Source organism: Paenibacillus senegalimassiliensis (genome assembly GCF_001486585.1).
GTDB classification, from domain to species: domain Bacteria; phylum Bacillota; class Bacilli; order Paenibacillales; family Paenibacillaceae; genus Fontibacillus; species Fontibacillus senegalimassiliensis.
The window spans coordinates 817,177-832,509 of sequence record NZ_LN909046.1 but is presented as its reverse complement, the minus strand read 5'-3'; the positions used below and the strand labels follow the sequence as shown (position 1 = coordinate 832,509).

16 protein-coding genes and 2 riboswitches are annotated in these 15,333 nt (G+C 50.5%); of the genes, 6 read left to right on the top strand and 10 right to left on the bottom strand.

All coding sequences use genetic code 11. The annotated features are described in order from the left end of the window. The first annotated feature begins 12 nt into the window (after positions 1-12). Genes BN3279_RS17930 through BN3279_RS17920 form a run of 3 tightly spaced genes read left to right on the top strand, consistent with a single transcriptional unit; the run spans position 13 to position 2,861 of the window. Positions 13-1,260 carry a glutamate-5-semialdehyde dehydrogenase gene (locus BN3279_RS17930; protein WP_059052624.1) on the top strand — a complete coding sequence of 416 codons (1,248 nt, stop codon included), beginning with the start codon at positions 13-15 and terminating at the stop codon, positions 1,258-1,260. Positions 1,261-1,311: 51 nt separating this feature from the next. Then, entirely contained in the window at positions 1,312-2,172 is an 861-nt protein-coding gene (gene proC / locus BN3279_RS17925) for a pyrroline-5-carboxylate reductase (protein ID WP_059052622.1), read from the top strand. Positions 2,173-2,207: 35 nt separating this feature from the next. Next, a complete protein-coding gene (locus BN3279_RS17920) occupies positions 2,208-2,861 on the top strand; it encodes a class II aldolase/adducin family protein (RefSeq protein ID WP_059052620.1) in 654 nt (217 codons plus the stop codon). Between the two features lie 93 nt (positions 2,862-2,954). On the opposite strand, the gene gcvH is transcribed toward BN3279_RS17920, so the two are convergent. Beyond that, positions 2,955-3,350: a glycine cleavage system protein GcvH gene (gene gcvH / locus BN3279_RS17915; RefSeq protein WP_059052618.1), complete on the bottom strand. Its 396-nt coding sequence runs from the start codon at positions 3,348-3,350 to the stop codon at positions 2,955-2,957. Positions 3,351-3,554: 204 nt separating this feature from the next. After that, entirely contained in the window at positions 3,555-3,770 is a 216-nt protein-coding gene (locus BN3279_RS23865) for a hypothetical protein (protein WP_148466865.1), read from the bottom strand. A gap of 245 nt (positions 3,771-4,015) precedes the next feature. Then, positions 4,016-4,117: riboswitch (glycine riboswitch) on the top strand. Positions 4,118-4,120: 3 nt separating this feature from the next. Then, positions 4,121-4,240, top strand: a riboswitch (glycine riboswitch). A 108-nt stretch (positions 4,241-4,348) separates the two neighbouring features. On the opposite strand from BN3279_RS23865, the gene gcvT reads away from it, so the two are divergent. From gcvT to gcvPB, 3 genes are read left to right on the top strand one after another with little or no spacing between them, the layout of a single operon-like run. Beyond that, entirely contained in the window at positions 4,349-5,482 is a 1,134-nt protein-coding gene (gcvT, locus tag BN3279_RS17905; RefSeq protein WP_059052614.1) for a glycine cleavage system aminomethyltransferase GcvT, read from the top strand. A gap of 19 nt (positions 5,483-5,501) precedes the next feature. After that, on the top strand, positions 5,502-6,866 hold the full coding sequence (gene gcvPA / locus BN3279_RS17900) for an aminomethyl-transferring glycine dehydrogenase subunit GcvPA (RefSeq protein WP_059052612.1): 1,365 nt from the start codon (positions 5,502-5,504) through the stop codon (positions 6,864-6,866). Beyond that, positions 6,854-8,377, top strand: a complete 1,524-nt coding sequence (gcvPB, locus tag BN3279_RS17895) for an aminomethyl-transferring glycine dehydrogenase subunit GcvPB (RefSeq protein ID WP_059052610.1) — start codon at positions 6,854-6,856, stop codon at positions 8,375-8,377. Before gcvPA ends, gcvPB begins: the two co-directional genes overlap by 13 nt. Positions 8,378-8,445: 68 nt before the next feature. Here gcvPB and BN3279_RS17890 read toward each other — a convergent pair whose 3' ends face one another. The 8 genes from BN3279_RS17890 to BN3279_RS17855 all read right to left on the bottom strand — a co-directional run bounded on the left by BN3279_RS17890 (position 8,446) and on the right by BN3279_RS17855 (position 15,330). Then, the gene (locus tag BN3279_RS17890) at positions 8,446-9,282 is read right to left on the bottom strand and encodes an undecaprenyl-diphosphate phosphatase (protein WP_059052608.1); all 837 of its coding nucleotides are present in this window, start codon (positions 9,280-9,282) and stop codon (positions 8,446-8,448) included. A 21-nt stretch (positions 9,283-9,303) separates the two neighbouring features. Further along, on the bottom strand, positions 9,304-9,948 hold the full coding sequence (locus BN3279_RS17885) for a DedA family protein (protein WP_059052607.1): 645 nt from the start codon (positions 9,946-9,948) through the stop codon (positions 9,304-9,306). Between the two features lie 182 nt (positions 9,949-10,130). Further along, entirely contained in the window at positions 10,131-11,222 is a 1,092-nt protein-coding gene (locus tag BN3279_RS17880) for a hypothetical protein (RefSeq protein WP_059052605.1), read from the bottom strand. A 49-nt stretch (positions 11,223-11,271) separates the two neighbouring features. Beyond that, entirely contained in the window at positions 11,272-11,715 is a 444-nt protein-coding gene (locus BN3279_RS17875) for a hypothetical protein (RefSeq protein ID WP_059052603.1), read from the bottom strand. Continuing rightward, positions 11,712-12,380 carry an RNA polymerase sigma factor gene (locus tag BN3279_RS17870; RefSeq protein ID WP_232436880.1) on the bottom strand — a complete coding sequence of 223 codons (669 nt, stop codon included), beginning with the start codon at positions 12,378-12,380 and terminating at the stop codon, positions 11,712-11,714. The genes BN3279_RS17875 and BN3279_RS17870 overlap by 4 nt, the downstream gene beginning before the upstream one ends. Then, on the bottom strand, positions 12,322-13,500 hold the full coding sequence (locus BN3279_RS17865; RefSeq protein ID WP_059052601.1) for an MFS transporter: 1,179 nt from the start codon (positions 13,498-13,500) through the stop codon (positions 12,322-12,324). The genes BN3279_RS17870 and BN3279_RS17865 overlap by 59 nt, the downstream gene beginning before the upstream one ends. 64 nt (positions 13,501-13,564) lie before the next feature. Beyond that, the gene (locus tag BN3279_RS17860) at positions 13,565-14,473 is read right to left on the bottom strand and encodes an ATP-grasp domain-containing protein (RefSeq protein WP_059052600.1); all 909 of its coding nucleotides are present in this window, start codon (positions 14,471-14,473) and stop codon (positions 13,565-13,567) included. Between the two features lie 167 nt (positions 14,474-14,640). Continuing rightward, positions 14,641-15,330, bottom strand: a complete 690-nt coding sequence (locus BN3279_RS17855; RefSeq protein WP_059052598.1) for a DnaD domain-containing protein — start codon at positions 15,328-15,330, stop codon at positions 14,641-14,643. Between the last annotated feature and the right edge of the window lie 3 nt (positions 15,331-15,333).

Below are 15,333 nucleotides of genomic sequence, written 5' to 3'. Positions count from 1 at the left end.
GGAGGTTATATCATGAGCGAAGTGAGACAAAAAGCAACATTGGCCAAAGGGGCTGTCGCGGAACTGAACCGATTAACAACGGCGCAAAAGAACGAAGCGTTGCTGGCAGCAGCCGAAGGCTTGGTGAATGGAACTGGTGCCATCATTGAAGCGAATGCCGAGGATCTTCAGCGCGGCAAAGAACAAGGCACTTCGGCTTCCATGCTGGATCGGCTGACATTGACCCCGGACCGTATTGCAGGCATTGCCGAAGGATTGCGGCAAATCGTCGCCCTACCCGATCCTGTGGGCGAAATTTTGGAAACGCTGGACCGGCCAAGCGGCCTACACATCGTGAAGCGCCGCGTACCCATTGGCGTCATAGGAATCATATATGAGGCGCGGCCCAACGTTACCGTAGACGCTATGGGTTTATGTCTGAAGACAGGCAATGCCGTTGTTCTTCGCGGTGGCTCCTCCGCCCTCTCCTCCAACCGCAAGATTGTGGAGATCATCCATCAGGCATTGGCTGGAACTGCGCTTCCACCGGATGCGGTGCAACTCATCGAGGACCCCAATCGTTCGTCCGTCGACGAAATGCTTAAGCTGAACGGCTTGCTGGACGTAATCATACCGCGGGGGGGCAGTTCCTTGATTCAGAATGTCGTACAGAACGCTACGGTTCCTGTCATTGAGACAGGTGCTGGCATTTGCCACACGTATCTTGATGCCACCGCCCAAGTGGAGATGGCCACGGCGATCGCCCTGAATGCCAAGGTACAACGACCTTCCGTCTGCAATGCGATGGAGACCTTACTTGTTCATGAAGCCTTTGCCCAGCAGCATTTGGTGAATTTGGCGGAGCGCTTCAAGGAGGCGAATGTTGAACTTAGAGGTTGTGAAGCGACCACACGCCTGGTGCCTTGGGTTGTTCCCGCTACAGAGCAGGATTATGCGACAGAATATAATGACTATATCCTGAACGTCAAGATCGTCAGTAACCTGGAAGAGGCGCTGGAGCATATCTCAAGGTATGGCACCAAGCACTCGGAATGCATCGTTACAGAGGACTCTACTCTGGCGGAGCGCTTCCAGCAGGAGATCGATGCTGCAGCCGTATATCATAATGCCTCCACTCGCTTTACCGATGGCTTCGAATTTGGCTTTGGAGCCGAAATTGGTATCAGTACGCAGAAGCTTCACGCCCGGGGTCCTATGGGCTTAAACGCCTTGACTTCGAGCAAATACATCATTCAGGGGAACGGTCAGATCCGGCAATAATGCCTGGATCGCCCCTCTGTTCATATCTTACATCCGGGAGGTCATCTATCTATGAATTCCAATGAATCTCTAGCTTCCGCTTCAATATGCTTCTATGGAGCGGGCTCCATGGCCGAAGCCATTGTACGCGGGCTCCTGCATAAGCAGGTGGCCCAAGCCGACCGTATTATTATGCTGAACCGTTCCAACCAAGAACGGCTGGCCTTCCTATCCGAGCAATACGGCGTTGTAACGGCCCACGATGAAGATAGCAAGCAGCAACAATTACAACAAGCCTCGATCATCGTGCTGGCCATGAAGCCGAAGGATGCAGGTGAGGCGTTGGGCGCTCTTGGCCCGCTGCTCCGCGAGGATCAACTGGTCGTCTCCTTGATTGCGGGCTTGTCCATCTCCACGATGCAAGCTTTGCTGGGCAGTAAGGTGGCCATCGCTCGCACCATGCCCAATACGTCCAGTTCTATTGGCTATGGTGCAACGGGGATCTCCTTCTCGCCTGAAGCGACGGCGGTACACCGGGCCCAAGCGCTCTCCATGTTTGAAGCCGTAGGCATCGTCAGCGTCATTCCCGAGCAACAAATGGAAATTCTGACTGGCGTATCCGGGAGTGGACCAGCATATGTTTATTATATGATGGAAGCCATGATTGCCGCAGGCATTGAGGGTGGCCTCTCGCCGGAACAAGCCCGTGAGTTGACCGTGCAGACAGTGCTTGGCGCTGCATTGATGATGCAAGAGACCGGCGAAGAGCCCGCAAAGCTTCGTGCGGATATCACTTCTCCAAATGGTTCCACACAAGCTGCTATCGGCGTACTTACCTCCGGCGGCTTCCAGACGAGTGTCAAAGCAGCCGTACACCGGGCTGCCGAACGCTCCCTGGAGATGGGAGAGGCCGTGAAGCAAGCCTTGCTGTAAGCTGCTCATCACAGCAATAACGGGAGGGGAGACCGATGGAGTTCGAAGCCATAACGCTGGAAGAGAAGCAACAGGCTCTAAGGGATCTGGAGAACGTCAGGGAGCAATTAATAGCTTGCGGTCAGCTTCCAGCAGCGAGCGGAAGCCTGTCCGCTCGGGTTGGTGATTACAAGCCGGACGAGTTCTATTTCGCGATTACTGCTCAGCAAGATGTCCGGGAAGAAGCCCAACCTCCCTCCCTGGGACACTTTCTATTTGCTGATTCTACCGGTTCTCCCTACCATTCAACCCGTCTGCTTCCCAGCGACGATATCCCCCTTCATGCCAAGTTGTATCGCATGTCGGGCTGTAAAGCAATTATCCATGCGCATACCGTGTTCGGCAGTGTCATGAGTAATTATTACGGGGATGACGGCTACGTCCATGCTCAAGGCTTCGAGTTGATTAAGCAGCTTGGGATATGGGAGGAAGCGGCTGAAATTCGCATACCGGTCTTGTCCAACAATAGCTCCCTCCCTGCTATACAACAGCTCCCCCAAGTCGTCGATACCCGCATTCCGGTACTGTTGTTGCGAGGTGGCGGTATGTATGTTTGGGGAGATACCATTCAACAAGCCAAATTGCGGCTTGAAGCCATGGAATTTATTTCTGAGGTACTGTATCGGTCCCTGCTGCTACCTGCCAAATAAAGTGCAAGCCAAACAAGAGGTTCGTCTCAGGTTGCTGATAACCCGAGAGGCGAACCTCTTGTTGGTCGTATTCGCAAACCGGACCCGCTTGATCTATCTGTCCACAAATGCCGCATACGCTTTGGCATCCATCAATCTGGACAAGGCGATGTTCGGGTCCTCCTTCAGCCGGATATGCACCATCCAGCCCCCATCATAAGGCTCCTCATTAACAAGCTCCGGTGCACTTTCCAGCTCCCCATTGATTTCAAGGACGGTTCCGCTAACCGGAGTGAACAAATCAGCCACCGTCTTGACGGATTCAATCGTTCCAATAACATCGTCCGCCTCGATTTCTTGCCCTAGGTCCGGCAGTTCCACAAACACAATATCGCCCAGGCGATGCTGGGCCACATCCGAAATCCCGATCTTTACGGTCCCGTCCCCCAAGTCCAATACCCATTCATGCTCGTCACTGTAAGCTACCTGTTCCCTGATCTCATTAGCCAAGTGTTTTCCTCCTCTACCGACTGGTCTCGTCCACCCTATGCCTATTTTACGTTCAGATTATGACAAACCCGGCCTTCGTGTCAAGAATATTAACACAAATATAAGAAGTTGACGTCTAAATGAGATCAAATCTGGGGAAATAAACTTTTCCTCTCAAAAATACGACATATTTCTTAACATGCAATTCTATTTTTCGACAATTCTTTATTGCCGCTTTTCTTTTTCGCTACGCTCCCGGTTTCGTATGGTGATCAATACCTCATACGCCTCCTCCGGGCTCTGCATGGCCTTCTCCGCCTCTTCCGGCGTTACTTCAATGGTGCGATAACGAACGAACAAGCCCCCATCATCGTAACTAAGCAAGTACCGTCCGTTTTTCTTGGTAATGAGAATGCCGTATTTGGAAAATAACACACTCATATAAACTCCTCCATCCGTTTCTCGCGATGCGCTTGTAATTTTTGTAACAGCATGGCGGCCTGTGTCTTGAAGCTTCGGGCTGGAATCTCCCAAGTAGAATATACCCTTTTCTTTCACCTTCTGAATCGGCTTTCCCCCAAACCTCAACAGATCCATGAGAGATCATTTTCTATTTTTAATTTTTGTGATAAGTTTCTTGACATCAACAAGAAATTTAAGGTATTAATGAGATGTATACGTCGCGGTTGAAGGCAGAAGGAGAGATTACATGCAGCAGTGCATTGTAACGCCGAAGGAGCAAGCCGTCATACGGTGAATCTCTCAGGCAAAAGGACTTCTGCCGGACGCATCTCTGGAGAGAATTCGCACAGGACGTTGGTTTAGAGCGAATCACCCAAGGGGTAACCTGTATGTAGACTCTTTTTTCGCCTGAGTCTGAACAGGGTAACTCTCAGGTACAAGGGACAGAGCCGAGAAAGACCGTCATGCCTCAGGCATGCGGAATTTCTTTGCCTGTCCTTTTTGCGTTGAACGGTAATCACAGAAAATACGGCCTGCGGGCCCATGAGGTGATGAAAATGACTGAACCCCAATTGCTACGAACCCCGTTATTTTCCCGTTATGCCCGTTACGAGGGGGTCAGATGCATCGATTTTGGCGGGTGGGAGCTGCCGGTGCAATTTAGCGGTATTCAAAAAGAACATGAAGCTGTTCGTGAGTGTGCCGGCCTGTTTGATGTTTCACATATGGGGGAGTTTTACGTGGAGGGCCCTGAAGCTGGAGGCTTCTTGCAGCAGTTGACAACCAATGATGTAAGCTTGCTTAAGCCCGGCAAAGCGCAATACACCTTCCTTTGCTATCCGGATGGTGGTGTCGTGGATGATTTGTTGATTTATATGCTGGAGCAGGACCGATACATGCTGGTCGTTAACGCCTCCAACATAGATAAGGACTGGGAGTGGCTGGTAGAGCATGTCCCCGATGAAGGCGTGGCTCTCCGTAACGCATCGGCTGACACCGCCTTGCTGGCCTTGCAGGGCCCCCTGGCGGAGTCCATACTGACTCCCCTATGTGACGGAACACAGCCCGCTTCCCTACGGCCCTTCACCTTTGTCCCTGATGCTCTTGTGGATGGCATCCCCGCCCTATTATCGCGTACCGGATATACCGGCGAAGACGGCTTCGAGCTATATGTGGCAGCGGAGAATGCCCCGGCGCTATGGGATGCGCTGATGCAAGCGGGCGAACCTGCAGGACTGCTTCCCGCCGGGCTTGGTGCAAGAGATACGCTTCGCTTTGAGGCTGGCTTGCCACTTTACGGCCAGGAGCTGAGTGCAAGTATCTCTCCGCTTGAAGCCGGGCTTGTTCGCTTCATCAAGTGGAATTGTGGAGATTTTATCGGACGCGAAGCGTTGATCAAACAGCGGGAGGAAGGAATTCCCCGAAGTCTGGTTGGCTTAGAGATGATTGACCGCGGAATTCCAAGAGCCCACTACCCAGTTCATGCTGCCGGAACGGAAGCCGCGATTGGAGAAGTCACGACAGGGACACAGTCTCCTACTTTGAAAGTCAACCTCGGCTTGGCCCTGGTAAACCGCTCTTACGCCAATATTGATGATCTTGTTGAAGTAGAGATACGCGGACGACGGCTACAAGCCAAAATCATCCCCCTGCCCTTCTATCAACGAAACCGCGCTGCCAAGCAGCACTGAAAGGAGTTGCCTTGAACTTATGCCTAAACATCGTTATCTGCCATTAACCGAGCAGGATCGCAACGAGATGCTCCACACTATCGGGATTGATTCCGTAGAGACCTTATTCGCGGATATTCCGGGGTCGATCCGCTTTCAGGGAGAACTCCCCATATCCTCCCGTTTGGATGAGTATTCACTGACCCGACACATGGCCGCCTTGGCGAACCGCAATGCCGATAGCGACCGTTACACCAGCTTTCTAGGTGCGGGAATTTACGATCACCATATCCCTTCTGTTATTCAGCATGTGGTATCCCGTTCCGAGTTCTATACCGCCTATACCCCCTACCAGCCAGAGATCAGCCAGGGCGAATTGCAGGCCATCTTTGAGTTTCAATCGTATATCTGTGAGCTTACCGGACTCAAAGTCGCCAACGCCAGCATGTACGACGGGGCGACCGCACTGGCCGAGGCCGGATCGCTAGCCGCTGCTGCCACCAAGCGCAAGCAGTTGATCGTAGCCCGCACTGTGCATCCTGAAGCTCGGGAGGTGCTAGCCACCTACGCCCGTGGCCTTGGCCTTGACATCGTTGAGATTGGCTGGCATGACGGGGTCATCGATCAAGAGGCACTCGCTTCCGCCATCTCCGGCGATACCGCCGCCGTACTGGTACAGCATCCGAATTTCTTGGGTTCGCTGGAGGATATCCAGGCTATCGGACAATTGGTACATGACCACGGGGGCCTGCTGGTTGTTAGCAGCAATCCACTCTCCCTGGGTCTGCTGGAAGCTCCCGGCAGGCTAGGCGCCGATATTGTAGTAGGCGATGCGCAGCCCTTAGGTATTGCGCCCTCCTTCGGCGGCCCCACCTGTGGGTTCTTTGCTGTAGCGGAGCCCTATATGCGCCGCATCCCTGGAAGAATTGTCGGACAGACGACCGACCGGAATGGCAAGCGTGGCTTTGTGCTGACACTGCAAGCCCGCGAGCAACATATCCGCCGCGAGAAGGCTACCTCCAACATCTGCTCGAATCAGGCTCTGCTTGCTTTGGCAGCCTCTGTATATTTGTCAGTCATGGGCAAACAAGGCATGAATGATGTGGCGGAGCTGAACCTGCAGAAGAGCCATTATGCCAAAACCCGTCTCACCTCAATACCGGGGGTCGACTTAGCCTTTCAGGCTGCCACTTTCAATGAGTTCGTCATCCGGCTGCCTGAAGGAGTCGATCCCAAGCTACTTCAACGCAAGCTGCTTGAGGAAGGCTTCATTGGTGGCTATGATCTGGGCCGTAGCTATCCTGAACTACCAAATCACGTTCTGATTGCTGTCACTGAAAAACGCAGCAAAGCGGAAATCGACCAATTTACCAAGGTTATGGAGGAATGGATATGCTCAACATGAGAGAGAACAGTTCGGAAGAAAGGCTGATCTTTGAACGAAGTCGGTCCGGGCGAATCGGCTATTCCTTACCCCCTTGCGACGTTCCCGCCATGGCCAAGGAGAATCTGATTCCAGAGAAGATGTTACGCCAGGAAGGCCTGGCTTTTCCCGAAGTCTATGAGGTAGACGTCATCCGGCACTACACAGCCCTCTCCCGTCGCAATTTTGGCGTAGATAACGGATTTTATCCTCTGGGCTCCTGCACTATGAAATACAATCCCAAAGTCAACGAGGACGTAGCCCGTTATGCCGGCTTTGCCAAGATTCATCCCTATCAACCGGAAGAAAGCGTGCAGGGCGCTCTGCAACTGATGTATACCCTGCAACAGGACCTGGCCGGAATTACCGGTATGGATGCCATGACCCTGCAACCCGCCGCTGGTGCCCACGGCGAATGGACCGGACTGATGATGATACGTGCCTTTCATGAAAGCCGCGGTGAGCAGCAACGGTCCAAGGTCATTGTTCCCGATTCCTCTCATGGCACCAACCCGGCAAGTGCTTCTGTAGCCGGATTTCAAACGGTAACCATCCCTTCAACAGCCAATGGAATGGTTGATTTGGAAGCCCTGCGAGCTGCCGTCGGTGATGATACTGCTGCACTGATGCTCACCAACCCGAATACGCTTGGTTTATTTGAGGAGCATATTGTAGAGATTGCCGATATTGTGCACCAAGCCGGAGGATTATTGTATTATGATGGCGCCAATTCCAATGCTATCATGGGTATTACGCGCCCGGGGGATATGGGCTTTGATGTGGTGCATCTCAATTTGCATAAGACGATGAGCACTCCGCATGGGGGTGGCGGACCCGGTGCAGGACCGGTTGGCGTGAAGCAACGGCTGATTCCCTTCCTGCCAGAGCCTTTGGTTGTCAAGGACGATCAAGGTCATTATGCCATCGCTGGGAGCCGGGCGGAGAAGCACGGCGCGGAGGGAGAAGGCAATACCGTATCTACACACTCTATTGGTCGGGTTAAAGCCTTCTACGGCAACTTTGGCATTCTGGTCCGTGCCTATGCTTACATTCGCAGCTTTGGTCCGGATGGACTGCGTCAGGTATCGGAGGATGCCGTACTGAACGCCAACTATATGATGGCACGGTTGGCGCCGTATTACGACATGCCCTATCCCGGGCAACATTGCAAGCATGAATTTGTTATGTCAGGCAGCAGTCTCACGCCCTACGGCGTGCGGACCCTTGATGTCGCCAAGCGCTTGCTGGACTTCGGTTACCACCCGCCAACCATCTACTTTCCACTAAATGTAGAGGAATGCATCATGATTGAACCGACAGAAACGGAAAGCAAGGAGACACTGGATGGCTTTATCGAGGTCATGATTGCAATTGCCGAAGAGGCCAAGACGGCCCCCGAGATGCTGCACAACGCTCCACATACAACGCCAGTGACTCGCCTGGACGAAACCCGAGCCGCACGCAAGCCCGTGCTGAACTGTACCTGCGGATAATGTTATAGATATAAATAAAGGCCCTCCCCGTCATCTTCCACGAGGAGGGCCTTAGCCATAGTTGAAACTTAGAAGTAAATAACCCAAATCAAGATGGCAAGCACAATGCGGTAAATCGCAAAGGGCAACAGCTTGATTCGATCAATCAGCTTCAGGAAGAAGCGGATAGACAATAGCGCGAACACGAAGGCGCTAATAAAACCGAAAATAAAAAACGGCAGAACCTCCGGCGTAAAATATTGCAGGTTCTTCATTAATGATAATGCGCTGGCTCCAGCCATAATTGGCACTGCCATAATAAAGGTGAAGTCTGCCGCCGCCCGATAGCTTAAACCAAGCAGCACCCCGCCTGAAATTGTCGAGCCGGAGCGGGAAAAGCCAGGCCAGATGGATATGCACTGGAACAGTCCAATCATTAAGGCCTGCTTGTACGTTATTTGATCCACCGTCTCCGTATGTATACGCTTTGGTCTAAACCGGTCTGCGGCAATCATCAGCAGCGCGCCCACTACCAGACCAATCAGCACCGTCGATGTAGAGAATAAATGCTCATCGATAAAATCCTCGAACAGCAATCCAAGAATACCAGCCGGGATCAGACCAACAATCACCTGCATCAGCTTGAGCCTTGGTCCCTCAGATACACGTCGTCCAGGCATAAAGCGCGACAGACCAAGCAAGTCGATGAATCGATTGCGAAATACGACCAGTACGGCCAAAATAGAACCTAGCTGAATAACTACTTTAAATGTATTAGCCACATACTTTGACGCGAGCAGTTGCTCGGTTTGCAGCCACATGTCATCCACGATAATCATGTGCCCCGTAGAAGAAACAGGGGCAAATTCCGTCAATCCTTCTACCAGGCCCAATATGATAGCCTTCATAATTTCCCAAAAACTCATCGTACCTACATCTCCCTTAACCTATCCCTGATTTTCCTGGCTGTTATGTTGCTGCGCGGTGTTGATCCTGCGCTTGCGCAACCATAACAGTAGCAGGCATATTGCCCCGATGGCAATGACAATATAGGCAATGGTGGAATAGACATCCATAAATTCAACGATTTTTTCCCAGGAGCCCCCAACAGCCGCCCCAACCCACACGAGCGCGATATTCCAGATCAGCGTACCAATGGTGGTAAACAGCAAGAACAAGCCGAATTTCATCTTCGCCATCCCGGCAGGCACCGAGATCAGACTCCGAATCAAAGGTACCATACGGCAGAACAGCACTGTCCAATAACCATAGCGTTCAAACCATCGGTCTGCCCGGCGAATGTCCTCGTTCGTCAGTCGCAAGAACCGTCCATAACGATTAATCCAGCCCTCCAGCCGGTCTACATTGACCAAATAACCAACACCGTACAGAATCACGGCGCCCAGCACCGAACCTAATGTCGAAGCGATAATTACACCTGGTATCGTCAGGCTAGTGTAGGTGGTCATGAAGCCTCCGAATGTCAGAATCACCTCCGATGGAATCGGGGGAAATACGTTCTCCAGAGCGATGAGCAGGAAAACGCCAAAATAGCCAAACTGCTCCATAAATTCCGTAATCCAATTATTCATGGTGTACCTCCCATGGGATTTAGCAAAAAGCAGTCTATTTTGCAGTTACTGATCGCCTGCAACGATTAACATACGGGTGACCTGGCGGATAAGTTACAAATATAGCAGCTAATTCACTTCTTGCGGTGTAATAAATATCCCATGGGCATCTTCTCTCTATGAAATCCAGCCTATTACAATTCCTACAATTCCTCGTCGTATCTGCTCCGAATTTGCCGCTTATGAACAGCCAGCAACTTGATCCCTCCGCCAATCAGCAATATGGACACAATGACCGGACGAAGATACTGGTCGATACGGAAGTACAAGCGAAGCTCGGGATACAAGGAATTCAGCCAGGGTACCAGTAGCTCCATCCCGATGAAATAAATCCCCAGAATAACAAGAACAACACCCAGCCAATGCTGGTAACGTCCACGCATCTCCATTAACGGCTGATCCTCCATCGGCAGAATTCCATACCTACTAGTCTGTTGTAGCCCATCAAAGAAGCAATAGAACCAAATGACCGGAACTACGAATAGAAACACGGAAAGTCGCAGTACATCAATAACATAAAAGCTTCCCAGAAACAGCACCATCATTTGCAAGCCCCGCTTCTGTAGACCCAGATACATCTGACCTGCGCCGGGAAATGCCGACAATAACGTGGCCAGCACCTTGCTGCGCCGCCCTTCCACGCGTCCTTGCTCCCATTCATCAAGCAAAGATCGATCAAGCAGCAGCTCACCCGCCTGCTTCCGGTGCACAAGTTGTACCACATCAAACATGCAGTATAGCCAGATAATCGGCAGCAAGCCAAGCAGTAGCAGAAATACCGATTCTCCGGTCACTCCGGTAATAAAAAACATCATGGTAATGACACCAAAGAAGGAAATTAGAAAAGACAATCCCCGCTGCATCAGACCAAGTTGGAAATGACCCAGCCCCGGCACAAAAGACAGCAATATGGTAAAGAACTTCTCTTGTTCCATTCCTGCATGTGAAGGAGCAATCGCCGGATCATATCCTCCTGAGGGCACTTGCGGATCACGAAGCATCGTAATTAACAAATCCAGCATCGATATCCCCCATAGAATGGCTGCACAAATCAAGGTAATAAAGAAAAGCTCCTCACTGTGTGCAAGCAAACTCACTACAACGCCAAACAGCAATCCTCCAAACAGCAGGATTAGGTAGGCCGCTCCCTTAAACTTTCTTCCCCAATATAAATGCCCGAAGCCCGGGATCAAATTTAGTATGCATGCCAGCATTCGGCTGCGTTGATAAGGCATGTTCATCCTTCCTTTCTTTATTCACAGACGCTATTGTTCTAAGTCTTGGCTAACGTCTCCACGTATCGACCCATTTCACAGTCATATCCAGCATTCGCTCACTCAGCGGAGCATCCTGCTGAGGACGATGTATCCACTCACTGGTTCCTGATGACAATTGGTCAAATAACCCACATCCCATCAGCAGCACGGTAATGGCGGCCGCCACGGCGTAATGAAATAATGGATGTCTGCTCCACGTTTTTCTGCGTTCTGAATGTACAGGCTTAGCTTTCTCCTGTGGAATTGCACCTAATAACCTTTGCAAATAAAGTTCCTCATCTTCCGGCCCCGGCAGCGTGGATTCCTGGGAAGAGAGTACGGAAGCATAGGCCTTGAACGCCTGTTCATCCTGCAACAGCAACGCCTCCAGGCGCTCCTCGTCTTCCCGGTCCATAGTGCCGCTGATATAGCCATCCCACAAGGCTTGCTCGGTATCCTTCTTGCCACTCATCCCCATTCCTCCTTCGGCCAGTGATCTCGGATATAAGCTCTAGCCCGATATAATTTCGATTCTACCGTCTTCATCGTCACGCCAGACTCTTGGGCAATCTGTTCATGGCTCTTGCCTTCCAGATAGAACTCCGTAACAATGCGGCGGTGTCCCTCCGGCAATCGCTCGATCTTCTCACGTAGTTCCTGGTTCCGCTCGGCTTCCAGCAACCCTATGATATGATCATCCACTTCTCCGGGTAACTGCATTTCAAGATCGGCAGGGTCCCATTGCTCCTCCTGACGGCGATCCCGCTTGCGCTTAATATCAATCGACTTATTGACGGCAATACGAGTCATCCACGTTTTCAACCCTCGGGAACGGTAATTCGGGAGAGATTTATATATTTGCAGGAAGGTTTCCTGGGCTGCATCCTCCGCTTCCTTCGCATCATGCAGTACGGAATAGGCAACCCGGTATATATAGGTTCCATATTCACGAACCAGCCACGGAAATACGTTATGCTCGCCCTGCTGGAATCTTAATATAAATGATGCTTCATCGATGACTCTCCCCTCCTCCCAACTAAATAGACGACACCCCTCCGCCTTACCCCTGCATATCCCGTCAAATTTTTTTGAAGCTTTTGCCCCGTTCCCGTACGAAACTGAAATAGATGATTGCAAATAGTAACATGCTGGCTGGCAGGACCAGGAAGCTACGCTCGTAGCCAACCAGATCTACCATTTTACCGAAGAAAATATTAAATCCGATATCAAATAACGATGCCACACTAATGACAGCCCCCGTTGCTGTGGAGATCATACTTGCAGGGAAAATAGACTGAAGCATCATGACCATCGTCGGATATAAAATCGAGAAAAACAGCCCACTTGCGCTCAGCAACCATAGGGTGGAAGCACCGCCTAAAATTCCAGCCACATACAAGAGGCTTGCTCCCAAGGTAAATATCGTAATACTTCGATGAATGCCCAATCTATCAATAAGCGGTGAGAAAATTAAACGTCCCGCTGTAATTCCGCCAAAAAAAATCGCTAGTGCATTTGCTGCCGTCCCCTTGGATAAAGCCAAATGCTGCGTGCCATAAGCTACCAGCCAATTCATAATCCCATGCTCGGCTATAAAATAAAAGCCAAATAACAGCACCACCGGTATAAAGGAACGGTTGGCTAGTATATCCTTGAATCTGTACTTTCCCGGTTCATCTGCTCCTGCTTGTCCATGAATGCGATGATCAGGAACCCGATTCATCATAATGAGCAAGAAAGCCACCAGACCCAGACCAAGCAAGAGCGCATTGGTTATCTTCCAATCGTAGAAATCTGATGCCAAATTTCCCGTCAGACTCTGACTTCCGCTTGTACCCACCCCTTGCACAAAAAACAAGAAATTTACGGCAAGTCCAGGTGTGGTCGCAAATAACAAGGGTGTCACAATATTAATCGTCGTGCTCAGCAAGGTGGATGCTCCCATAGCAAAGAACATCCCGATTAAGACAATATAGAAGTTATCGCTAACTATAAATAATAATAAGGCCAGCATCCAGATCAGCAGCATGGCTAGCATCGCTGTTTTGCGTGGGAACCGGTCTGTTAATCTGCCACCAATCAGCAAAAAAACAAGGTTACCCGCATAGCTGACCGTCACAATTTGAGCCGCCTGGTTTGTCGTCAGATTAAAGTGCTCAGTAAAGATCACAGAAAAGACGCCTCGCAAACTATCGCTGGCGCCTAGGGTCATCATCAATATAAGAAATCCCCAAAACACAACATTTTTTTGCTTCACTACAGTCTGTCTCCTATGAGCGTATCAAAAAACCTCTCTTGTACGCGATGGTAATATTCGTCATTTATTGAAATACGTTTAACCTTACTCTTAGAAAATTATATATTTCTTCAGCGATGTTAACCTGACAACACGACTCCAAGCCTTCAAATCCAGGAGAGGAATTGGCCTCACAAATTTTGTAGTGGTCGCCGTCAAAGAGCAGGTCGATGCCAGCAATATCAAGATTTAGCAATCGTGCCGTTTCCAGAGCCAGCCATTCAATTTCCGGGTTAATCTCATAAGGCTCCACAAATCCACCACGAGAAAAATTAGCCTTAAAGCTATCATTGCCTGAGCTTCTCTTCATCGCCGCTACGGCTCTTCCGCCAATCGTCAACACCCGCAAGTCCATGCCTCGACTGGATTCCACGAATTCCTGCAAGATCATAGTAGCATTTTCTTTGTAAGCACTGATCATTTCTAATAAATCCGTAAATTTAGATTTCGTTTCGGCCAAAAATACCCCGCTCCCCTGTGATCCCGATATCGTCTTCACAACTACCGGAAACCCCAGGTGTTTCTCTACCAAATCAACATCTACCTTCGAGCGAATAAGCATTGTCTTTGGCACAGGCAAATTATATTCGGCCAGGATTTGCAAGGTGAACAGCTTGTCCTTTACAGTATCGATGCTTTGAGCGGAATTGAAGGTACGCACTCCTAATCGCTCCAGGTGCCGAATTAACGCCAGGCCAAAGTAATTGGTGTTCGCCCCCATCCGAGGCAATACAAAATCAGGAAGCTGCACTACTTCCCCATCAACCATCACACTTTTGCGATCATCTCTGGTCACAATCAGCTCTAACTGCTCAGGGGAAAGAACCCGCACATCAATATCTTGCTTGTTAGCCTCTTCGACCAATCGCTGCAATTCATACGTTTCCGGCTTCACGTCATTCACCGAGCTTTTATAGATGATCCATCCTTGCATCAACAACTACCCCCAGCTTCAAATTCGTCTAACCTCTAATTTCTTCTCCCAGCATACGATGTTAATGCGTGATTAGTGTGTTCTGAGTTCCATAAGTATGTAAAATGAGCAAAGAAAAAACCAGGAACCTCCACTGCATGTTACAGTAGTCATTCCTGGTTGTAGGATCATCGATAATTGCTACGAAAACGTTGTGTATATGCCTTGGCATCCTCGGCTGTACGCACCCGGTTGCGGCTCCATTCCAGCAAAATCCTGTCGATATAACGAAAGTGTACCTTGCCAGCAAATACCGCTTCCTTCAAGGCTAACAGAATTAGCTCCTCAGGGTAACGATCTTGATCGACCCAGCCGGAGATCGTTTCGAACTCCATGGGAGATAGCGTACGGGCGAATTCCTTCTCAAATATGACAAACAGGTTGCGCTCCTGCTCCTCTTCCCGGCCAACATCCTTAACGGGTTCCGTTACTTTACGCTGCCCAGAGGAAGATGAGTTCTCGGCCAGGAAACGGCCAAGTTGATCGTACATTCCCGTCAAATTATAGCGCTCCGAGCGAATGCCGGTCAATTCATCAGTGTTCTCGTCAATTCTGAGCCAGCCATCCTTCAATAAGCGGCGAAGGATGGGAGCGATCATACCAGGCCCCGTCTCCATCCGGTACTCCAGTTGCTCAATAGATGGAAATTCATTATGCTCCGCCTGTTGAAAAGTCAACAACTGAATGAGCAACATGGCCTCCATGTCACTCAGGCCCAGCTTGCGATAATGAAGCAGCAGCGGGAAGGGAACCTGAACCGTTCCCGCCGCCAAACCCAAGGCAATGCCTTTGGCCCATGACTGATTGCTCTCATACATAAG